The organism is Lysobacter alkalisoli (genome assembly GCF_006547045.1).
In the GTDB taxonomy this organism is placed as follows: domain Bacteria; phylum Pseudomonadota; class Gammaproteobacteria; order Xanthomonadales; family Xanthomonadaceae; genus Marilutibacter; species Marilutibacter alkalisoli.
This window is the reverse complement of the sequence record NZ_CP041242.1, coordinates 1077644-1098423: the sequence shown is the minus strand read 5'-3', so window position 1 is coordinate 1098423 and position 20780 is coordinate 1077644. Positions and strand designations below refer to the sequence as shown.

General features: G+C 66.5%; 18 protein-coding genes. 4 read left to right on the top strand and 14 right to left on the bottom strand.

The window, feature by feature from the left end:
* Window positions 1-126 precede the first annotated feature (126 nt).
* From FKV23_RS04750 to FKV23_RS04730, 5 genes are all read right to left on the bottom strand, one after another.
* Window positions 127-1113, bottom strand: coding sequence for an ABC transporter ATP-binding protein (locus FKV23_RS04750; RefSeq protein WP_141622815.1), 987 nt, complete (start codon window positions 1111-1113; stop codon window positions 127-129).
* The gene (locus FKV23_RS04745) at window positions 1110-2801 is read right to left on the bottom strand and encodes an ABC transporter permease (RefSeq protein WP_208543241.1); all 1692 of its coding nucleotides are present in this window, start codon (window positions 2799-2801) and stop codon (window positions 1110-1112) included. The genes FKV23_RS04750 and FKV23_RS04745 overlap by 4 nt, the downstream gene beginning before the upstream one ends.
* Before the next feature lie 9 nt (window positions 2802-2810).
* Window positions 2811-3896, bottom strand: a complete 1086-nt coding sequence (locus FKV23_RS04740; RefSeq protein ID WP_208543240.1) for a Fe(3+) ABC transporter substrate-binding protein — start codon at window positions 3894-3896, stop codon at window positions 2811-2813.
* 89 nt (window positions 3897-3985) lie between these two features.
* Window positions 3986-5029, bottom strand: coding sequence for a tRNA preQ1(34) S-adenosylmethionine ribosyltransferase-isomerase QueA (queA, locus tag FKV23_RS04735; protein WP_141622814.1), 1044 nt, complete (start codon window positions 5027-5029; stop codon window positions 3986-3988).
* An 82-nt stretch (window positions 5030-5111) separates the two neighbouring features.
* Window positions 5112-5543 carry an Lrp/AsnC family transcriptional regulator gene (locus FKV23_RS04730; RefSeq protein WP_141622813.1) on the bottom strand — a complete coding sequence of 144 codons (432 nt, stop codon included), beginning with the start codon at window positions 5541-5543 and terminating at the stop codon, window positions 5112-5114.
* 122 nt (window positions 5544-5665) lie between these two features.
* On the opposite strand from FKV23_RS04730, the gene FKV23_RS04725 reads away from it, so the two are divergent.
* Both FKV23_RS04725 and FKV23_RS04720 read left to right on the top strand, forming a co-directional pair.
* Window positions 5666-7159 carry an aminotransferase class III-fold pyridoxal phosphate-dependent enzyme gene (locus FKV23_RS04725; RefSeq protein ID WP_141622812.1) on the top strand — a complete coding sequence of 498 codons (1494 nt, stop codon included), beginning with the start codon at window positions 5666-5668 and terminating at the stop codon, window positions 7157-7159.
* Window positions 7160-7349: 190 nt separating this feature from the next.
* A complete protein-coding gene (locus FKV23_RS04720) occupies window positions 7350-8540 on the top strand; it encodes a hemolysin family protein (RefSeq protein WP_141622811.1) in 1191 nt (396 codons plus the stop codon).
* 25 nt (window positions 8541-8565) lie between these two features.
* On the opposite strand, the gene FKV23_RS04715 is transcribed toward FKV23_RS04720, so the two are convergent.
* The gene (locus tag FKV23_RS04715; protein ID WP_141625050.1) at window positions 8566-9147 is read right to left on the bottom strand and encodes an inorganic diphosphatase; all 582 of its coding nucleotides are present in this window, start codon (window positions 9145-9147) and stop codon (window positions 8566-8568) included.
* Window positions 9148-9197: 50 nt separating this feature from the next.
* Window positions 9198-10616: a fibronectin type III domain-containing protein gene (locus FKV23_RS04710; RefSeq protein ID WP_167284972.1), complete on the bottom strand. Its 1419-nt coding sequence runs from the start codon at window positions 10614-10616 to the stop codon at window positions 9198-9200.
* Between the two features lie 217 nt (window positions 10617-10833).
* On the opposite strand from FKV23_RS04710, the gene FKV23_RS04705 reads away from it, so the two are divergent.
* Both FKV23_RS04705 and upp read left to right on the top strand, forming a co-directional pair.
* Window positions 10834-13656 carry a TonB-dependent receptor gene (locus FKV23_RS04705; protein ID WP_167284969.1) on the top strand — a complete coding sequence of 941 codons (2823 nt, stop codon included), beginning with the start codon at window positions 10834-10836 and terminating at the stop codon, window positions 13654-13656.
* Between the two features lie 610 nt (window positions 13657-14266).
* The gene (gene upp, locus FKV23_RS04700) at window positions 14267-14893 is read left to right on the top strand and encodes a uracil phosphoribosyltransferase (protein WP_141622809.1); all 627 of its coding nucleotides are present in this window, start codon (window positions 14267-14269) and stop codon (window positions 14891-14893) included.
* Between the two features lie 35 nt (window positions 14894-14928).
* Here upp and FKV23_RS04695 read toward each other — a convergent pair whose 3' ends face one another.
* From FKV23_RS04695 to coaD, 7 genes are all read right to left on the bottom strand, one after another.
* A complete protein-coding gene (locus FKV23_RS04695; RefSeq protein ID WP_141622808.1) occupies window positions 14929-15333 on the bottom strand; it encodes an MAPEG family protein in 405 nt (134 codons plus the stop codon).
* Complete coding sequence (locus FKV23_RS04690) at window positions 15333-16115, bottom strand: TMEM43 family protein (protein ID WP_141622807.1); 783 nt, start codon at window positions 16113-16115, stop codon at window positions 15333-15335. The genes FKV23_RS04695 and FKV23_RS04690 overlap by 1 nt, the downstream gene beginning before the upstream one ends.
* Window positions 16112-17002 carry an MBL fold metallo-hydrolase gene (locus FKV23_RS04685; protein ID WP_141622806.1) on the bottom strand — a complete coding sequence of 297 codons (891 nt, stop codon included), beginning with the start codon at window positions 17000-17002 and terminating at the stop codon, window positions 16112-16114. Before FKV23_RS04685 ends, FKV23_RS04690 begins: the two co-directional genes overlap by 4 nt.
* A gap of 419 nt (window positions 17003-17421) precedes the next feature.
* The gene (gene ggt, locus FKV23_RS04680) at window positions 17422-19173 is read right to left on the bottom strand and encodes a gamma-glutamyltransferase (protein WP_244244153.1); all 1752 of its coding nucleotides are present in this window, start codon (window positions 19171-19173) and stop codon (window positions 17422-17424) included.
* Window positions 19174-19228: 55 nt separating this feature from the next.
* Complete coding sequence (locus FKV23_RS04675; RefSeq protein ID WP_141622804.1) at window positions 19229-19477, bottom strand: YfhL family 4Fe-4S dicluster ferredoxin; 249 nt, start codon at window positions 19475-19477, stop codon at window positions 19229-19231.
* A gap of 195 nt (window positions 19478-19672) precedes the next feature.
* A complete protein-coding gene (locus FKV23_RS04670; protein WP_141622803.1) occupies window positions 19673-20161 on the bottom strand; it encodes a hypothetical protein in 489 nt (162 codons plus the stop codon).
* A gap of 35 nt (window positions 20162-20196) precedes the next feature.
* The gene (gene coaD, locus FKV23_RS04665) at window positions 20197-20706 is read right to left on the bottom strand and encodes a pantetheine-phosphate adenylyltransferase (RefSeq protein ID WP_141622802.1); all 510 of its coding nucleotides are present in this window, start codon (window positions 20704-20706) and stop codon (window positions 20197-20199) included.
* Window positions 20707-20780 lie beyond the last annotated feature (74 nt).

Sequence of the window (20780 nt, the reverse complement as noted above, 5' to 3'; positions counted from 1 at the left end):
TGCCGTCTTGCACCGGGAGACAAAAAATGGATCCCGGCTTTCGCCGGGATGACGGAATACGGAGCGCGGCTGGAGCATGGCGCCAATCGAGACGGCCATTGTCGCGCATCCGGCCGCGCCCTGCCCTCAGAACCTCGGCAACTCCTCGTCCAGCAACTGGAACCGCAACTCATCACCCGCTGCCGCCACCACGCCAAGCGGCAGGTCGGCCTCGCAATGCCCACCGCCAGCCAGCTCCAACAGGCAGACGCTGCCCGGGCCGCGGAAGGTCCGCTCCAGCAGACGCGCACTGATCGGGCCGTCCGGGGCGAAGCGCAGATGCTCGGGGCGCAGCAGCACCTCGCCCTCCCCCTCCAGCCCCAGCGCGGCGGCCGGGACCAGCCCGCCACGGCCAATGAAACCGGCCACGAAGCGGTCGGCCGGCTTGCGGTACAGGGTCGCTGCATCGGCCCATTGCAGGATCCGGCCCTGATGCATGACGCCGACGTGGTCGGCCATCGCGAACGCCTCGGCCTGGTCGTGGGTGACCAGCAGCGCAGTGGTGCCGGCCGCCCTGAGCAGTCCGCGCAGTTCGCCGGCCAGGTGCTCGCGGGTGTGGATGTCGAGGTTGGAGAACGGTTCGTCGAGCAGCAGCAGTGCCGGTTCCGGCGCCAGCGCGCGCGCCAGCGCCACCCGCTGCTGCTGGCCGCCGGACAGTTCGTGCGGCCAGGCGCGGGCCTTGTCGGTCAGGCCGACCAGTTCCAGCAGCTCGCCGACCCGGGTCTGGCGGCGGTCACGCGGCGACCGGCGCAGGCCGAAGGCGACATTGGCGGCCACGTCCAGATGCGGGAACAGCGCATAGTCCTGGAACATCATCCCGACCCGGCGCCGCTCCGGCGGCAGTACGGCATCGGTGCTCGCCAGCACGGTACCGTCGAGCACGATGCGGCCCGCGCGTACCGGTTCGAAACCGGCGATCGCACGCAACACCGTGGTCTTGCCACAGCCGGAGCGGCCGAGCAGGCAACCGATCTCGCCGCGCCGCAACTGCAGCGACAGGCCATCGATGACCCCGAGCAGGCCACCGGGCGTGGGATAGGCAACCCGGATGCGGTCCAGCTCCAACTGACTCACAAACGCCCTCCTTCGGGACGGAACCCGCGCGCCAGCAATATCACCGGCAGCAGCCCCGCCAGCACGATCAGCAATGCCGCAAGCGCGCCATCCTCATACGCTCCGCGGGCCGCATCGGCGTACAGCCAGGTGGCGAGGGTGTCGAAATTGACCGGGCGCAGCATCAACGTGGCCGGCAGCTCCTTCATCGCATCGACGAACACCAGCAGCGCCGCCGCGGCCAGCGAGGGCCGCAACAGCGGCAGGTGGACACGCCACAGCGCGCCACCCGAGCGTTCGCCGAGGCTGCGTGCGGCCTGGTCCAGCGACGGCGGGATCCGTGCCAGCCCGGCGTCGGCGCTGCCGGCGGAGATCGCGAGGAAGCGCAGCATGTAGGCGATCACCAGCGCCGATACCGACCCCATCAGCAACATCCGCGGCTCGATGCCGAACGGCTGCAGCAGCCAGCCAGCGCCGATGTCGAACCAGGCCAGCGGCACCAGCAGCCCGATCGCGAGCACGGTACCGGGCACCGCATAACCGAGGCTGGCGGTGCGCAGGCAGACCGCCGCCAGCTTCGGCCGCCGCCGCGCCTGCGCCAGTCGCAATGCCCACGCCAGCGCCAGGCCGGCCAGCATGGTCACCACGGTGGCGATGGCCGCGATGCGCAGGGTATTCCAGGCACTGTCTATCAACTGCGTCGATATGCCATCGGCAAGTTGCATGCGCTCGATGCCTGCCCACAGCAGGTGCATGGCCGGCAGCAGGAACCCGGCCAGCACCGGCAGCAACCCCAACACCAGCGCCAGAAACGCTGCCGCACCGCCCAGACGCTGCGGCTGCATCGGCCTTGGCCGCTGTCCGGCGGCATAGCGCTGGCGACGTCTGCCATATCGTTCCAGCACGATCAGGGCCAGCACCAGCGCCAGCATCACCAGTGCGATCTGCGCAGCGCCCGGCAGGTCGCTGCGGCTGACCCAGGTGGTATAGACCGACACGGTCAGGGTCTGCACGCCGAGGAACTCGGATGCGCCGATGTCGTTGAGGGTTTCCAGCAACGCCAGCGCCACGCCCACCGCGATCGCCGGCCGCGCCATCGGCAAGGCGACCCGGAAGAACTGCGCCACCCTCCCCGCCCCGAGCGTGCGCGCCGCTTCCAGCAGGCTGCCGGCCTGGGTCGCGAACATCGCCCGTGCGGTCAAGTAGACATAGGGATACAGCACCAGCCCCAACAGCAGGATGCAGCCGATCAGCGAACGGATGTCGGGCAGGCGGAAGTCGCGCGGGCTGTCGATGCCAAGCAGCGCGCGCAACCCGCTCTGTAACGGACCCAGCGGATGCAGCAGGTCGAGGTAGGCGTAGGCGACGATGTAGGTCGGCATCGCCAGAGGCAGCAGCAGCGCCCAAGACAACATTCCACGACCGGGAAAATCGTAGGCGGTCACCAGCCAGGCGCCGCCGGTGCCGAGCGCGATCACCATCGCCCCGACCCCGGCCAGCAGCAACACCGTGTTGAGGCTGGCCCGCGGCAGCACATGCACGGCGATGTGCGACCACAGGCCGCTGCTGCCCTGCAGCGCGGTGAGCGCCAGTGCCAGCAGCGGCGCCAGTGCCAGCAAGGCGAGCGCGACGGCGGCAATGCTCCAGCCGCGTTCGCCGCCGACGGCCGCCACGCTCATGCCTGCGCCGACCTCACTGGCCGGGCTCACTGGTCAGGTTCACTGATCAAAGCCGACCCGGTCGACCAGTTCGCTGGCCAGCTTGCGGTTGGCCGCGATCTCGGCCAGCGGCAGCGGATCGACCTTCAATTCACCGAAGCTCGCCACCACCGGGTCCAGCTCGACCCCGGCCTTGACCGGGTACTCGTAGTTGGCCTTCGCATACAGGCTCTGCGCCGCGTCCGAAACCAGGTACTCGAGCAAGGTCACCGCGTTGTCGCGATTGGGCGCATGACGGGCCAGGATCGCGCCACTGATGTTGACGTGGGTGCCACCGTCCTCGGCTCCGGAGAACACCGGCCGCACGACCTTGATCGCATCGCCCCACTGGCGCTGCTCGGAACCTTCCTCGCTGTTCTTCATCCGGCCGACGTAATAGGCATTGGCGATGCCGATGTCGCAGATGCCGCCGAGGATGTCCCGCGCCACTTCCCGGTCGCCGCCGGCGGCCTTGCGGGCCAGATTGGCCTTGACCCCGCGCAGCCACTGCTCGGTGGCGGCCTCGCCGTGGCGGGCGATCATCGCCGCGATCAGGCTGATGTTGTAGGGATGCTGACCGGAACGGATGCAGACCTTGCCTTTCCACTGCGGATCGGCCAGGTCCTCGTAGGCGAAGCCGTCCAGCTCGAGGTCCTTTTCCGCATACAGGACCCGGTCGCGCAGCGACAGGGCGAACCAGCGCCCTTCCGGATCGCGCAGGTGGGCCGGGATCGCCGCCTCCAGCACCCCGGATTGCAACGGCTGGGCGTGGCCGGCCTCGACCAGGTCGAGCAGGTTGCCGGTGTCCACCGTCATCACCACGTCGGCCGGCGAACGTTCGCCTTCGGCACGCAGGCGTTCATTCAATCCGTCGCGGACGAACACGGTGTCGACGCGGATGCCGGTTTCCTCGCTGAAGGCATCCAGCAGCGGCTGGATCAGTCCCGGCTCGCGGGTGGTGTAAAGGGTGACGTTGCCGGCGTCGTCGACACCGCTTTCTGCAGGCTGCTGCGATTGCTGGCCGCAGGCTGCGACCGCGGCGACGACCGCCAGGGGCATGATGATGCCGCGCAGACAACGCGCGGCAAGAGCGAATCGAGTCTTCATCGGGAGAACTCCTCGGAATGTGACAAAGGGGAAGCTCTGGCGATGGTGCTGGACCGGCTTGAGCAGACACACTTTATCGAAGTCGGATGTCAGGTGCCCGGAAACAGCAGCATCGCGTCCCCATAGCTGAAAAAGCGGTAGCGCTCGCGGATTGCGTGGGCATAGGCCTCGAACACCCGGCCCTTGCCTGCAAAGGCGGAGATCATCATCAACAACGTGCTTTCCGGGAGATGGAAGTTGGTGATCATCGCGTCCACCGAGCCGATCCGGTAGCCCGGCAGAATGAACAACCGGGTCTCCCCGGCGAATGGCCGCAGCTCGCGCCGGCCGGTGCCGTCGTCGCGCATCGCCGACTCCAGCGCGCGCACCACGGTGGTGCCGACGCCGATCACCCGGCCGCCATTGGCGCGGGTGCGTCGGACCCGTTCGACCAGCTCGGCGCCGACGTTGAGCCATTCGCTGTGCATCACGTGCTGGTCGAGTTGCTCGACCCGCACCGGCTGGAAGGTGCCGGCGCCGACGTGCAGGGTGACGTGGCCGGATTGCACGCCGCGCAGCTTCAGCGCCGCCAACAATGCCTCGTCGAAATGCAGGCCCGCGGTGGGCGCCGCGACCGCGCCGGCCTGGCGGGCGAACACGGTCTGGTAGCGTTCGCTGTCATCCGCTCCGGGCTCGCGCTCGATATACGGCGGCAGCGGCAGCTTGCCGGCCTTGAGCAGCCAGCTTTCCAGCGGCTCGGAGAGGTGGAAGCGCAGGTGGTAGAACTCGCCGTCGCGACCGAGCACCTCGGCCTCGCCACCGGAATCGAGCGCGATCACCGCGCCCGGCTTCGGCGATTTGCTTACGCCCAGTTGCGCGCGCGCCTCGGCCCCGCCCAGCAGTCGTTCGATCAGGATTTCGACCCGGCCACCGGTGCTCTTGTGGCCGAACAGTCGCGCCGGAATCACCCGGGTGTCGTTGAACACCAGCAGATCGCCCGGCTGCAGCAGCCCGGGCAGCTCGCGGAACATGCGATCGTCGAAGGCTCCCGGGGATGGCGGCACGACAAGCAGCCGGCTTGCCGAGCGCTCGGCCAACGGCGCCTGCGCGATCAGCTCGGGCGGCAGGTCGTAGTGGAAGTCGGACTTCTTCAAGGGCGAGGCAGGCGACGACGGGGGACCGGGCATTGTAAAGGCCGACGTCGGCAGCCAGGCACCAGGAGCCTGAAGCCCGCCCCTACCTTTCGAACTTCGCCGACAGGATGATCGACGAAGTGGTGCGCTCGACCCCGTCGATGGCGCCGATGCGGTCGGTCAGCTCGTCCATCTCGGCCACCGTCGGCACCATGCCCAGCGCGACCAGATCGAACGGGCCGCTGACCGAATGCAGAACACGCACTTCGGGCATCGCGTGCAGGGCCTCGACGACGGACGACATCTGCTTGGGCAGCACCGTGATCATGATGTGGGCACGGATATGGCCGCGCTCGGCCTGGTCGTGGACGCGGACGGTGTAGCCGCTGATCACGCCCTGGCGTTCCAGCCGCTCGATCCGGCTCTGCACCGTGGTCCGCGACAGTTTCAGCCGCCGCGCGATCTCGGCGGCGGAGGCGCGGGCGTTCTCGCGAAGGACGGACAGCAATTGCTGGTCGGCAGGTGTGATTTTCATCGTCTCGATGGGATGATTCGTCGATTCGACGAAATGTAACGATATTTCGATCAAATCAACACTGTCTATCGACGAATTAATCCCGATAATGGATCGATAACGATTTGATCTGGAGGATTTCCATGGCCGTGACCGACACCCTCGTCCCTCTGCGCGCCCGTGCCGGCGTGCGCCGCACCGTGGGGCTGGACGACGCCACGATCGAGCGCTTCGCTGCCGGGCATCCGGAGCTGGCGGAGGCGATCGAGGCCGCCGCGGCCGAATACGCCCGCATCAGCGAGGAGTTCGCCGAACTGCTCGACCTCGACGAGGACGCGCAGATCCACGCGGTGCAAGCCGGCTACGTCAACTTCTACCAGGACGACGCAGTCAATCCGTATGTGGCGCTGGCCGCGCGCGGGCCATGGATCGTGACCCTGAAGGGCGCGGTGCTGCACGACTCCGGCGGCTACGGCATGCTCGGCTTCGGCCATGCGCCAAAGGCGATAATCGAGGCGATGGCCAAGCCGCAGGCAATGGCCAACATCATGACCCCGAACCTGTCGCAGTTGCGCTTCGAGCGCCTGCTGCGCGACGCGATCGGCCTCGGCCGCGAGTGCCCGTACAGCAAGTTCCTGTGCCTGAACTCGGGTTCGGAGTCGGTCACCCTCGCCGCCCGCATCGTCGATGCCAACGCCAAGGCGATGACCGACGCCGACGCCCGCCACGCCGGCCGCACGATCAAGCGCGTCGTCGTCAAGGGCAGCTTCCACGGCCGCACCGACCGCCCGGCGCTGTATTCGGACTCGACCCGCAAGACCTACGCGCAGTACCTCGCCAGCTACCGCGGCGAAGAGTCGGTGATCGCGGTGCCGCCGTACGACACCGAGACGCTGAAGCAGGTTTTCGCCGAGGCCGACAAGCATGGCTGGTTCATCGAGGCGATGTTCCTGGAGCCGGTGATGGGTGAGGGCGATCCCGGCCGCAGCGTGCCGGTCGACTTCTACAACGCCGCGCGCGAACTGACAAAGGCCCATGGCTCGCTGCTGCTGGTCGACTCGATCCAGGCCGGGCTGCGCGCCAACGGCGTGCTGTCGATCATCGATTACCCCGGTTTCGAGCAGGCCGAGGCACCGGACATGGAGACCTACTCGAAGGCGCTCAATGCCGGCCAGTACCCGCTGTCGGTGCTGGCGGTCAACGAGCGCGCCGCCGGCATCTACAGGAAAGGCCTGTACGGCAACACCATGACCAGCAACCCGCGCGCGCTCGACGTCGCCAGCACGGTGCTGTCGCAGGTCACGCCGGAACTGCGCGAGAACATCCGTGCGCGCGGCGCCGAGGCCATCGAGAAGCTGGAGAAGCTCAAGACCGCGATGGACGGTGCGATCACCAAGGTCCAGGGCACCGGCCTGCTGTTCTCCTGCGAGCTGTCGCCGGAGTACAAGTGCTACGGCGCCGGCTCGACCGAGGAATGGCTGCGCGAACACGGCATCGGCGTGATCCACGGCGGTGCCAACTCGTTGCGCTTCACCCCCACCTTCAACATCAGCAGCGACGAGATCGACATGCTGGTCGCCATGGTCGGGCGGGCGTTGAAGGAAGGTCCGCGCCAGAAGCAGGCCGACGCAGCCTGAAACACCAATCCAGTCCACGGAAGAAAAGGGTGGCAGCGATGCCACCCTTTTTTTTGTGCACCTTATCCCATGCGGACAGCACGGGCTCCCGGAGCCCGGATGGCAACCATCATGGATACTCGGCGAGGCGGCTTCGAACGAGAGGCCCGCGAACGGTTATTGTGGAAGTCTTGAACGATCCGTTGGAATCATGAATACCGCCCCTTCTGCCCGTACCGCGGGATTGACCTCACTCGCCCTGCTGGCGATACCGCTGTCGGTTGCCGCCTCAGCCGAAACAGGTGCGGCAGCGACGACCTACGACGGCACCGACGTTCTCCTCCTCGTTGCTTATCTGGGCAGTGCGATCGCGCTCTCGTTCCTGTGCTCGGTCGCCGAGGCGGTACTGCTCAGCATCACCCCTTCCTACATCGTCGACCTGAAGGCAAAACGTCCCAAACTCGGGCTTGCGATGCAGCGCCTGCGCCAGGACAACGTCGACCAGTCGCTGGCCGCCATCCTCACCCTCAACACCATCGCCCATACCGCCGGCGCGGTCGGCTCCGGAGCCAAGGCGACCGTGGTCTTCGGCAGTGCGTGGGTGGGCGTGTTCTCGGCTATCGCCACGCTGCTGATCCTGTTCCTGTCCGAGATCATCCCGAAGACCCTGGGTGCGGTGCACTGGCGGCAGCTGGCGGCGCCGACTGCTTTCTTCGTCCGCGGACTGATCGTGATCCTGTACCCGCTGATCCGGGTTTCGGAGCTGTTGACCCGCCTCGTCTCGGGCGGCAAGCAGACCCACGTGTTCAGCCGCGACGAGTTCATCGCCATGGCCGGCGTCGGCGAGGAATCGGGCCAGATCGACCCGCGCGAATCGCGCATCCTGCGCAATCTGTTCCGCATGTCCACGCTGCGGGCGCGCGACGTGATGACGCCGCGCCCGGTGATGGTGGCGCTGCAGCGCGACATGAGCATCTCGGAGGCACTGGAAACCACGTCTGCGGATCCGTTCTCCAGAATCCCGATCTACGCCGCCGACATGGACGGCATCACCGGGTTCGTGCTCAAGGACGAAATGCTGCAGGCGGAGGCCAACGATGAAGGTGGCAGAGCGCTGCACACCCTGAGCCGCGAGTTGCCATCGGTACCCGACAGCATGCCACTGTCCAATCTGCTGGAGTTCCTGCTCGATCGGCGCCAGCAGATCGCCCTGGTGGTTGGCGAGTACGGCGATACCCAGGGGTTGGTGACCCTGGAGGACGTGGTCGAAACCCTGCTCGGCAACGAAATCGTCGATGAGATGGATCGCGTTACCGACATGCGGCACCTGGCGCGCCAGCGCTGGAAACGGCGCGCCGCCGCTCGCGGGCTGCAGTTGCCACCGAATACGGAACCGGACTGATCCGTTCCCGTTGCCGCGGACGGCTTCAGTCGACCGCAGCGCGCGAAAAACTCTGCAATGAGCGTTCGATCAGGCTCCGGGCTTCCAACGCGTTCGCGAACCCTTCCAGCTGCACCAGGTTCCCGCCCTGCGCGAGGTCCTTGTAGACGCGGAAGAACGCTTCGATGCGCCGGCGCTCGATCTCCGGCAGGTCCGACAGATCGCGGATGTCGGCATACGAAGGGTCGATCCGTTCCGTCGGCACGCCTATGATCTTCTCGTCTCGCTCGCCTCCGTCGAGCATCTTCAGATAGCCGATGGGCCTGAACGCGATCAACGTGCCCGGATGCAGCGGGACGCGGGTCAGCACCAGCGCATCGAGCGGATCACCGTCGCCACCCAGTGTCCGTGGAATGGAACCGTAGTTGGCCGGATAGGCCATCGGCATCGACAGGAATCGATCGACGCGGATCAGTCCGTCCCCGCCGATCTCATACTTGATCGAGCTGCCAGCCGGGATCTCCACGGCCAGAAGCATCTCGTCCGGTGCGGCCGCCGGTTGTGCGGCATGCAAAGGATGGCGAACAGGCTCGGACGCTGCCACGACGGCCATCGACGACGACCACATAAGCCCGAGGACCACGACACACCACCCATAGCGGCAACCGTTCACGCCCATCACTCCCAGCAACGGTCTTTGCGGCCCTTGAGGGTCTGCTCGCGGGCGCAGAAGCGTTCGTCGATGCGACCGGGCTCGATCTCGATCCGGCGCTTGCCACCCTTTCCTTCATCGATCAGCTCGAAGGCGTCGTACAGGCGCCCGGTGGCGGTGCGGGCTTCGTAGCGCAGGCGCCCGCCATCGACACGGATGACCTGGAACAGCTGGGTGTCCTCGCCGACCGGTTTCATCGTCGCCCTGGCCTCGTCGGAGAGGCGGTACTGCTTGGCGCCGACGACCGATACGGTGAACACCGGTGTGCCGGCGCCGTCGTCGGGACCGCGCCGGCCGTAGGTGTGGTCATGGCCCTGCAATACCAGGTCGACCTTGTGCTTTCCGATCACCGGCAGCAGGTGCTCGCGCAGCAGGACGTTGTCGCGGCCTTCGCGCGGCGAGTAGAACGGCTGGTGGGTGACCACCATGCTCCAGCGATTCGGGTTGGAGGCCAGCACGCCTTCCAGCCATCGCGCCTGTGCCTGCGCGGTGCCCAGGTCCAGCGCCGAGGTACCGTCGATGACCGCCACCCGTACGCCCTGGAAGTCGAACCAGTAGGTGGTGAGTTCCACGCCCGGCGCGCCGTTGGCTGGCAACGCGAACTGCACCGGCCAGTGTTTGCCGAGTACGCGGCGTTCCTGCGGTGTGTCCTCATATTCCTCGAAGTATTCGTGGTTGCCCGGCGCGGGCGCAGTCAGGATGGACGGCGAGATCACGTCGGTGGCATCGAACCACTCACCCCATTCGTTGTCGTCCTCGCCATCGCCGCCGCTCACGAGGTCACCGGCGTACAACGCCAGGCGCGCGTGCGGGGCATGGCGCGCGGCCTCGCGCATGACGCGCGTGGTCAGGCTGGCGTTCTTGTTCTGCGTGTCTCCGAAATACAGCATCTCGAACGCCTCGCCGGCTTCCGCGGCGGTACGCACCTGGTACCACGGACTCCAGGTACGGTCGCCCTGCACGCGGTAGGCGTACAGGGTGTCCGGCTGCAGGCCTCCGACATCGACACGGTGGTGATGGGCGGTGCCGTTCTCGGTCTCCAGCGCGTGAGTGGCGGCAACGACACTGTTCGGGATGCCCATGTCCGGTGAATCGCCGGCCACGACCCATTCCAGCACCGGCGCTCCCACCGTGACATCGGTGCGCCAAGCAACGGCGAAACCACGGGAAGCATCCTGCGCCGGCGAGGCCACGACGCGCTCGGGGAAACCGCTGGGCGCGTAACGCATCACGCCCTTCGGAACCAGCGTGTTCGGTTCGAGGGTGCGCGCCTGCGGCATGCGCGCCTCGGCCTGCACTGGAATCTGCACTGTCAGCAGACCGGATACCGCAAGAGTGAGAACGACGGCAATGCCGGACCGGGCGGACAACAGCTTCAGGTGCATACGGCAACTCCCAACGGATGGAACATGCAAACCCGGTTGTATATCGAGGTCCTGTTTCATCGCCGTGACACGCGCGACAAAGTCGATGGAGCGCCGGGACGATGCGACAACCTTAATGCTACGGAAACATTTCCGACCCAGGATTCTCACGCACTTTGAACGCGTCGCGCAGGGATGTGCCGGACGTCGTTTTCCTGTCCATCCCACGGGTCCAAGCATGAACTTCAAACACTCCCTGATCGCGACCGCGGTCGCTTCCGCGTTGGCGCTTTCCTTCAACCTGTCTGCACAGGCCCAGTCCTATCAACCGCGGATTGCCGAGGAAGGCACCGCCGGCACCGTCACCGGCCGGATCAAGGAAGCCGTGCGCGGCGTGTACCTGGATGGCGCACGCGTCACCCTCAACGGCACCCAGGTCGCGACCCAGCGCGATGGCGGCTTTCGCATCAGCGGTCTGGTGCCGGGGCAGTACCGGCTCCGCGTCGACTACATCGGCTACCACCCCCAGGAGCTGCAGATCGAAGTCGGCAGCAACCGTGGCCTGCACGTCGAACTCGACATGATCAGCACGGTGAGCGCCGCCGACGCGACCGACCTGGACCGCATCCAGGTGCGAGCCACGCGCGATGCCCAGGCGATGGCGCTCAACCAGCAGCGCATGTCGACCAACTACGTCAACGTCGTCTCGGCCGACCTGCTGGGCCAGTTCCCGGACAACAACATCGCCGAATCGACCCAGCGCATGCCGGGCGTATCGATCGAGCGCGACCAGGGCGAGGGTCGCTATGTGACCGTGCGTGGCGCACCCAAGGAATTCACCACCGTCTCCATCGACGGCGTACCGCTGGCCAATCCCGACCAGGCCAGCCGCGGCGTCGAGCTGGACACCATTCCTTCCGACGTGATCGCCGCACTCGAAGTCACCAAGGCGCTGACCCCAGACATGGACGGCGATGCCATCGCCGGCAACATCAACATCCGCACCCAGAGCGCACTCGATCGCGACGGCATGATCCTGCGCGCCTCGGCCGGCATGGGGCGCTACGAGCTGGGCGACGGCGACAACGAGCGCTACAGCGGCGCCATCGGCAACCGCTTCGGCGCTGATGGCAACATCGGCGTGCTGCTCTCGGCCTCGCACAGCCGGCAGGGTCGCTTCACTGACAACGTCGAAACCGTATATGTCCAGGAAGACGATGGCCGCATCCTGCCGGAGACGGTGGAAATCAAGGACTACGAAGGCACCCGGACCCGCACCGGCATCACCGGCCGCCTGGACTTCCGCATCGACCCGGGCAACCTGATCTATTTCGTCGCCAACGACTCGCGCTTCAAGGATCACGAGTTCCGCGACAACCTGATCATCGATATGGACCGCCACAGCGACGAGTCCAACCAGACCACCGGCACCGTCCGCGCCACCTTCGACAAGGAACTGCGCGAGCGCACCTACGACAAGACCATCCGCACCTTCAACCTCGGCGGCGAGCACTTTGCCGGCGATGACTGGAAGATCGACTGGCAGGCCTCGCACAGCAAGGCGACCAAGGAAACCAGCCCGCGCATGCAGTACATCTTCCGCTCCAGCGTGCGGCCGGATATGGAGTATGACTACACCAATCACGATTTCCCGACCTGGACGATTCTCGGCCAGAGCGACGCCCCCGCGACCGGCGTCAACCTGCCGGAAGAATGGTTCGGCTTCCGTCGTCTCAACGACCGTTATGAATACGGTGAGGAAAAGGAACTCGGTCTCCGCGTCGATGCCGAACGCATGCAGGGCTTCATCGGCGACACCGGCAGCATCAAATTCGGCCTGCGCGCACGCCTGCGCGACAAGTCCTTCGACGACGAGCGCTACCGCAATGGCTCTGCCGACGATTTCGCCGCGCTTGGCATCACCATGTCCGACATGCTGTGCGACAGCGTCTCCAACAACTTCGGCTACTTCCTCGCTGGCCGCAGGTTCTGCCGCGACATCTTCGACAAGTACGCCACCCCGCTACAGGCCAGCGACAACCACAACCACCTGTTCGCGGATTCGATCACCGGCGACTACACCGCCAATGAAGACATCTACGGTACCTATGTCAGGCTCGATGCGCAGTGGGACAGGCTGACCATGGTCACCGGCCTGCGCTACGAGCGCACCCACACCGAAGGCCATGCGGTGCAATACAACGAAGACACCGATGAGGTGATGCCGACGAGCTCCAGCCGCAACTACAACCAGTGGTTGCCCAGCCTGCACTTCCGCTACGAGATCGATCCCGACAGCATCCTGCGCGCCTCGTACTCCACCGGCATCAACCGCCCGGACTTCCACCGCACCGCACCGTACCGCACCATCGGCGAACTGGAGACCTCACCGGTCAACGAAGGCAACCCGACAGTCAAGGCGGCCTATGCGCACAATCTGGACGTCTCCTGGGAGCGTTACATCCGGCCCCTGGGCCTGCTCTCGGCCGCCGTGTTCTACAAGCACATCGACAGGCCGCTGTTCGTGGCCAGCCACGACGAGGACATCGGCGACGGTCGCACACGCCGGGTGACCCGCCCGGAGAACGGCGACAAGGGCCGCGTGCACGGCCTGGAGCTGGCCTGGCAGCAGACCTTCGACTTCCTGCCTTCGCCGTTCGATGGCCTTGGCGTCTACAGCAACTACACCTACGCCAAGTCCAGGGCCGAGCTGCCGTTCGACGGCGGCAGCACCGAACTGCCGGGCACCTCGCGCACCAACTACAACGTGGCCCTGACCTACGACAAGTACGGTCTGAACGCGCGGCTTGCCTACAACTACCGCTCGAAGTTCATCCAGGAGTTCAACATCGACGCCCCCGAGTTGAACATCTACTGGGGCGACCGCGCCAGCCTGGACTTCACCGTGAACTATGCGGTGACCCCGAACTTGCGCCTGTTCGGCGAGGTCAACAACATCAACGACACCCGCCAGGTCCGTTTCCAGGGCGTGCGCAGCCGCGTGCTGGAGATGGAAGGATTCGGCCGTTCATGGCTGGCGGGCGTGCGCTACGAATACTGATCGACCCAGCCACTGCAGTTGAAGAAGCCGACCTCGCGTCGGCTTCTTTTTTTGCTTCTTGGTGAAGGGAAGCTCGCCTTCAGCGAAGGCGTGGGCGCTGCCGCTTGCTCTCGATCGCCGGTTCTCGCCGCTACCTGGCTGTCCCGACGCGACCTGCCGGCCTTGACGGCGAATGTCCCCCGGCCGCCGCCCGTGGCGGCGGCCTCCTCCTTGATTTCGCCGTCAAGGCCGGCAGGCCACGTCGGATCGCGCGGCCACAATAGAACGCCAAGCCGACCCTCCCCGGGAGTGCGCTTCCAGGGCCATCAGTCGTGTCGGAACGCCGGGGGCGAAGAACCCTTTTTTCTCCCATTTTCCGGTATTGACGATTCGGAAAGAATCGCCGACCCACTCTCCAGAAGCCGGTGGCCCTGCCTTTGCGGGACCGTCCGCGACATGGATGTCGCGGAAGAGCTCCATGGATGGATTCACGCGTGTCCCGCAAAGGCAGGGCCACCGGCTTCCTCGCAGACGTTCTTTCACTTGGGAGAAGAACCCTTTCATCCATCGACTTCGACACCAACAGCACCATGATGCAGACTCCCCGCATCGAGCCTGGAACCACGCCCACATGAAGATCGTCGAAGTCCGCCACCCGCTGGTACAGCACAAGCTCGGCCTGATGCGCCGTGCCGACAACAGCACCAAGAGCTTCCGCGAGCTCGCTTCCGAGGTCGCCACCCTGCTCACCTACGAAGCCACCGCCGACCTCGAAACCGAGCAAGCCACGGTCGAAGGCTGGGCCGGCACCGTCGCCACGCGCCGGATCAAGGGCGCCAAGATCACCCTGGTCCCGATCCTGCGTGCCGGCTTGGGCATGCTGCCGGGCGTGCTGGAACTGATCCCGGCGGCCAAGGTCGGCGTGGTCGGCCTGCAGCGCGACGAGGAAACACTGCAACCGGTCGGCTACTACGAGAAACTGACCGGCCGCATGGACGAGCGCACCGCGCTGATCCTCGACCCGATGCTGGCCACCGGCGGCACCCTCATCGCCACCGTCGACATGCTCAAGGCCGCCGGCTGCAAACGGATCAAGGGACTGTTCCTGGTCGCCGCGCCGGAGGGGCTGCAGGCGCTGGAGTCGCGCCACCCCGACGTCGAGGTCTACACGGCCGCGATCGACGAACGCCTCAACGAAGTCGGCTACATCCTGCCGGGACTGGGCGATGCCGGCGACAAGATCTTCGGCACCCGGTAAAGCCCGCATCCATGCAGGCGTGCCTTCGGGCGCGCCTACGCAGGCCAGGCGATGACGACCCCGGCAATCGCACCAGCCAGCAGCACGCCCCAGCTCAGCAACGAACCGGCAAAGCGGCCAAACGAATAACCCGCACTCGACGACAGGCCGATCGCATGCAGGATCCGGCCCGCCAGCAGGGCCGCACCCAGCGCCCATAGCCAGATCGACGCCAGCCCGCACAGTTCGAGCAACGCCATGAGCAGCAACGCCAGCGGCACCTGCTCGATGAAATTGGCATGCACGCGGATGCGTCGCTGCAGCAGCCGGTCGTCACCACTGCCGATACCGATCTTGCTGCTACGCCGGACCATGCTGACCCGGACCATCAACACCAGATTCAACAATGCCAACAGGGCCGCGAAAAACAGAGTGACGGCAGGCAAGGAGACAACGGGCATCAGGATTTCCTTCTTGTCTTGCGACGTTTGAGCAGCAACACGATCAACAGCAGCGGGACCGCAAGCCACCACCAGGACAGCGGCGACACATCGCCCTGACCATCGCCGGCAGCGCTTGCCAGGGCCTCGTCATCGGTTCCGCCACGCTCGATTCCCGGCATGACAGACGGCCGCAGGTGCCACACACCATCGCGCAGCGCCACCTTGCCCCGCAGTGGCGGCAGTATGAGTTCGCGCCAGCGTATGCGCAGGTCGCCGATCTGCGGCTGCAGGGGATTCTCGGCACTGCCCAGGCCATCGCCTTCGGGCTGGAAGGCCGCGGCCATGTTCAGCGGCAAGCGGGTGAAGTTCGGGCGGAACACACGCCATTCGCCCAGCACCTGGAGCACTTGCGGATCCACGGGATGGCCGTCGAGGGTAGCCTGCTCGCTCCACCAGCGTCGGCTTTCGAGCTGGAACGGCGGATTCCGGCGCTCACCATCGAAGCCGGTCGAATCGATCCGCGCGGCATTCCAGACCCGCTCGTATTCGCCGTCCCTGATCCGCCACTGGTACATCTCCACCAGCCGGTCGAGGCCGGCCGCGGAGGTCTGCACGCCGAAGTCGCGATCGACCAGCAGGCCGCCGCCATCGAGCGCCCCCACCGGTTCGACGACCGGGCCCGCCTGTCCATCTTCCACGCTTGCTTGCGTAGCGGCAGCCTCCTGCCAGTAGGCCGCAGCGTCGGTCGCGGACGCGAGCGACAGCAGTGCGGCCACGATGGCGCAGACCGCCTTGTTCATGACCCCAGCATCCGCGCCTGCAGTTCGGCGACTTCATGGGCGGTGGAGTAGCGGCCCTTCTCGTCGCGCACCACCTGCGCGAGCGCGCAGCCGGGGTCATGGGTAAAGAACAGGTGCACGTTGCGGGCCAGCTTGTCGCCGAGGAACGTCTTCTTCTCGTCGATCAACAATTCGGCATTGCGGTCGTAGCCCATCGTGATCGGCACGTGCACCCAGGGGCGACCCGGGATAAGGTCGGCGCAGAACACCACCCCGCCGTGGGGTTCGCCATCAATCGTTTCCGGCCCCACAATTTCGGCCAGCATCAGGCCCGGCGTATGGCCGTCGCTGTAGTGGAAGCGGACACCGCTGCCCAGTGTCCGGCAATGCGAGCCATCGACCAGTTCCAGCCGGCCGGTGGCTTCCAGCAGGCCGGGCAGTTCGGGAATGAAACTGGCGCGGTCGCGCGGATGCGGCTGCAGGGCGCGCTGCCAATGCTCGCGGCCGACGACATAGGACGCGTTCGGGAACGCCAGCTTCGGCGGCTCGCCCTCCCGCCACGCCTCGAGCACGCCACCGGCATGATCGAAATGCAGGTGCGAGAGCACGATCACATCGATGTCTTCGGGCTTGAAGCCGGCTGCAGCCAGCGAGTCGAGCAGCACGTGGCGCTCCTCGACCACGCCGTAGCGCTCGCGCAACTTCGGTTCGAAGAAGGCGCCGATGCCTGCCTCGAACAACACTGTCTTGCCGGCCAGGGGCGTCGCCAGCAGCGCGCGGCAGGCCAGGTCGATGCGGTTGTGGTCGTCGGGTGTCGTCCAGCGTTCCCACAGCGCCCGCGGCGCGTTGCCGAACATCGCGCCGCCGTCGAGCTTCTGGCTGTTGCCGGTGATGGACCAGAGTTTCATGGGTAGGGCCTGCCCCCCCATTGGGACAGGCCACGTTGCCGTGTCCGGCCGTCATGTGGTCGTGTGCGGCGCAGCGACAGGCTGGCCGCCTGTTCAAGCCGCGCGCGGCCGCATGGCGGCCGGACACGGCAACCCGAAGGGCCGCGCCTGAGTGCACGCGGTTCGGCGTCCTCACTCGGTCATCTATCGACATAAATTCTCTCGTTCCTCCTTGCCCCGCGCGCACTCAGGCGCGGCGTGGCCTGTCCCAATGGGGGGGGCAGGCCCTAGGGTACCTCCGGTGGTGTTCATTTCGCGTATGACCGACGACACTCGCCGCCGGCAATCATCCACCGCCGAGGTAGCCCGGGTAAGCGACGCGCGCCCGGGACATCGCCTCGGAGTCCCCGGGGTGCGCTTTCGCTTGCCCAGGCTACACGCTACCGCGCCTCGACGACTTCCGCCCGGCCAACCGGGTTGCGCGGATCGCTGCCTCCCTCCAGGGTATTGGCACGCTTGTTCCACGACACCGTTTGCAGGTTGCCCCAGCTGTCGCTGGAACGACGGCCATCGGCAACTTCGCCTGGTACGTCGATGGTGTGGCCCATGCCGCGCAGCTTCGTCACCACGTCGGACTCCAGTGCGTCCTTCTCGACCGAGATCGCGTCCGGCATCCACTGATGGTGGTAGCGCGGCAGCGCGGCGACCTGCTGCGCATCGAGGCCGTCGGCATAACCGAGCACGCCCAGCAAAACCATGGTGATGATCCGGCTGCCGCCGGGCGTGCCGAGTACGGCGACCTTGTCCTCGGACTCCATGAATGTCGGCGTCATCGAGCTGAGCATGCGCTTGCCCGGTGCCGGTGCGTTGGCGTCGAAACCCATCACCCCGAACGCATTGGGCGTACCGGCCTTGAGCGCGAAGTCGTCCATCTCGTTGTTCAACAGCACGCCGGTACCGGGCGGCACCAGACCGGAGCCGAACAGCAGGTTGACGGTCTGGGTGACAGCGACGCGGTTTCCCTCGGCATCGATGATCGAGAAGTGGGTGGTCTCCTCGTCCTCTAGCGGGGTCGGCAGGCCCGAGAGCATATCGCTGGGGGTGGCCTGCTGCGGATTGATCGTCGCACGCAGGCCGGCCGCGTAGTTGCGGTCAGTGAGCGTTGCGACCGGGATGTCGACGAAGTCCGGATCCCCGAGATAGAAGGTGCGATCGCGGAAGGCACGGCGCATCGCCTCCACGGTCAGGTGCACGCGCTGCGTCGGCTCCAGCGCTTCCAGGTCCCACGGCTCGAGGATCTGCAGCATCTGCGCCAGCGCGATGCCGCCGGACGACGGCGGCGGCGCGGTCACGACTTCCCAGCCGTCGTAGCTGAAGCGCAGCGGCTCGCGTTCGCGCACCCGGTAGCCGGCCAGCTCGTCGGCGGTCCATTTACCGCCTTCGGCATGCACGCCTTCGAGCAGCAGCTTCGCGGTCTCGCCACGGTAGAAGCCGTCGAAACCATCTTCGGCCAGCCTCTCCAGGGTCTGCGCCAGCTCCGGCTGCCGGAACAGCTGACCTTCTTCAAGCGGCAGGCCATCGGGCTCGAACACCGCGCGGGTACCGGGATAGCGGCGCATGACCTCGCCCCGCGCGGCATAGCCTCGCGCCATGCGGGCATACACCGGGAAGCCTTCGCGAGCGACACGGATCGCCGGCTGCAGGGAGGCCTTCAACGGCAGCCGGCCGTAGTTTTCCGCCACATGCACCAGTCCCGCCGGCAAGCCGGGGATACCGGCCGCCCAGGGGCCGTTGACCGCGCGGTCGCGGTCGAGCTCGCCATCGGCATCGAGGTAGACCTCGGCGGTGGCCGCGGCCGGCGCGGTCTCGCGCGCGTCGACGAACACATCGCGGCCCTTGTCCGCCTCGTGCAGCAGGAAGAAACCGCCGCCGCCAAGCCCGGAACTGATCGGCTCGACCACCGACAGCGTCGCCGATACCGCCACCGCGGCGTCGAAGGCATTGCCGCCAGCGTCGAGGATCTCCAGCCCGGCCCGGGTGGCCAGCTCATGCGCGCTGGCGATCGCCGCGCCCGGCGGGTCGGCCGCCGGGGATTGCGCGGCCTGCGCGACGGTCTCCTGCGTGGCCGGAGCATCCGCCCGGCAGGCCTGCAACGACACCGCTGCAACCAGCACGGCCACTAGGGTCCACATCCGCAACATCACGCGCATGGATCAACTCCGGTTGGGCCTCGCTTCCGAGGCGGGATCACTCCGACTGCAGGCGCGCCAACTTGGCCAGCAACTGCTCCTGCGTCTCGGGATGGCCGGGATCGGGGTCGATGCACTCGACCGGGCAGACCACGACGCACTGCGGCTCATCGTAATGGCCGACGCATTCGGTGCAACGCGCCGGATCGATCACATAGATGGTTTCGCCCTGCGAGATCGCCTGATTCGGGCAGGCCGGCTCACAGACATCGCAGTTGACGCAGAGCTCGTTGATCTTGAGGGACATGCTTTTCCGTCATCCCGGCGCTAGCGCTGTACAGCCGCCGGATGGCTGATCGAGCCGGGATCCATTTCGATTCCGGCGCGCAACCGGCATCCGGATCAGGATCAACATGACCCCGGCGTTCGCCGGCGTGACGACCATTGGAGGAGATGGCGATTCGGCACACCCGCGCCCGCAAGGCGGGCGCGGGCCGGATCGTCACTTCGCCTCGACGAACTGATAGGCGGCACCGGACGGCTCAACGGCCTCCTTGACGCGCTCGCTGTCGGCGGCATCGCCGATGAACAGCACGCGCACGCCGTTCATCGAACCCGGCTGTGCCTCTTCGAACGAAGACACGGCAAGATCGGCGCTCTTGGCCGAGTCCGGCGAACCGTAGGCCAGCAACGTGCCTTGCACGCCACCGCGCATCACGTCGGTGCGGGCCTTGTCCAGCTGGCGCTCGTACTCGCCCTCGTAGTCGGTCGAATCGGCGGCCGGCAAGGTGTACAGGTAGATGCTGCTGGCGTCGCCGACATTGCGCCTGACCACGTCGGTCAGGTACGCGGCCCAGTCGTTCTCGTCGTTGGTGGCCGGCTTGGCGACCGGAGCCTCCTCGACCACGGCCGTCGTGTCCTCCTTCTGGCAGGCGGCGAGGAATGGCAGGCTGAGGCAGGCGACCAGGATCAGGCGGGTGGACATCTTCATTGGGTCTATCCCCTTGGGTGGTTCTTGCTTGTGGATTATGACGGCTGACGGGCGCGTTGCCACTCGGCCTGGAGAGCGTCGGCGACGGGCCCGGGCACGAAGCCCGACACATCGCCGCCCAGGCGGGCGACCTCGCGCACCAGCGACGAGGAAATGAAGCCGTATTGCTCGGCCGGAGTCATGAACAGCGTCTCGACCTCCGGAATCAGGTGGCGGTTCATGCTGGCGAGTTGGAACTCGTACTCGAAGTCCGACACCGCCCGCAGACCGCGCAACAACACGCCGGCACCCACATCCGCGACGAAGTGGGCAAGCAGCGAGTCGAAGCCGCGGACTTCGACGTTGGCGTGGTGGGCCAGCGCCTTGCGCGCCAGCTCGACACGCAATGCCAGCGGCAACGCCGGTCCCTTGCCCGGGCTTTCGGCAACGCCGATCACCAGTTTCTCGAACAGCGGCGCGGCCCGGTTGACCAGGTCGACATGGCCGTTGGTGATCGGGTCGAAGGTGCCGGGGTAGACGGCGATGCGTTGTCGGGCCGCAGTCATCGAATAGACGTTCCCAGGGGCGTTTCGGATGCCGGCAGGACGGTCGCCGGCGGCAGGAATCGAGCGCCGGACAG

Bases quoted from the DNA above. Each gene is read 5' to 3' on its own strand.
- upp (WP_141622809.1), top strand. From the start codon at position 14,267: ATGAAGATCGTCGAAGTCCGCCACCCGCTGGTACAGCACAAGCTCGGC.
- FKV23_RS04725 (WP_141622812.1), top strand. From the start codon at position 5,666: ATGGCCGTGACCGACACCCTCGTCCCTCTGCGCGCCCGTGCCGGCGTG.
- FKV23_RS04710 (WP_167284972.1), bottom strand. From the start codon at position 10,616: ATGCACCTGAAGCTGTTGTCCGCCCGGTCCGGCATTGCCGTCGTTCTC.
- FKV23_RS04695 (WP_141622808.1), bottom strand. From the start codon at position 15,333: ATGCCCGTTGTCTCCTTGCCTGCCGTCACTCTGTTTTTCGCGGCCCTG.
- ggt (WP_244244153.1), bottom strand. From the start codon at position 19,173: ATGTGGACCCTAGTGGCCGTGCTGGTTGCAGCGGTGTCGTTGCAGGCC.
- FKV23_RS04690 (WP_141622807.1), bottom strand. From the start codon at position 16,115: ATGAACAAGGCGGTCTGCGCCATCGTGGCCGCACTGCTGTCGCTCGCG.
- FKV23_RS04740 (WP_208543240.1), bottom strand. From the start codon at position 3,896: ATGAAGACTCGATTCGCTCTTGCCGCGCGTTGTCTGCGCGGCATCATC.
- FKV23_RS04730 (WP_141622813.1), bottom strand. From the start codon at position 5,543: ATGAAAATCACACCTGCCGACCAGCAATTGCTGTCCGTCCTTCGCGAG.
- FKV23_RS04720 (WP_141622811.1), top strand. From the start codon at position 7,350: ATGAATACCGCCCCTTCTGCCCGTACCGCGGGATTGACCTCACTCGCC.
- FKV23_RS04715 (WP_141625050.1), bottom strand. From the start codon at position 9,147: ATGTGGTCGTCGTCGATGGCCGTCGTGGCAGCGTCCGAGCCTGTTCGC.
- FKV23_RS04670 (WP_141622803.1), bottom strand. From the start codon at position 20,161: ATGAAGATGTCCACCCGCCTGATCCTGGTCGCCTGCCTCAGCCTGCCA.
- coaD (WP_141622802.1), bottom strand. From the start codon at position 20,706: ATGACTGCGGCCCGACAACGCATCGCCGTCTACCCCGGCACCTTCGAC.
- FKV23_RS04705 (WP_167284969.1), top strand. From the start codon at position 10,834: ATGAACTTCAAACACTCCCTGATCGCGACCGCGGTCGCTTCCGCGTTG.
- FKV23_RS04675 (WP_141622804.1), bottom strand. From the start codon at position 19,477: ATGTCCCTCAAGATCAACGAGCTCTGCGTCAACTGCGATGTCTGTGAG.
- FKV23_RS04685 (WP_141622806.1), bottom strand. From the start codon at position 17,002: ATGAAACTCTGGTCCATCACCGGCAACAGCCAGAAGCTCGACGGCGGC.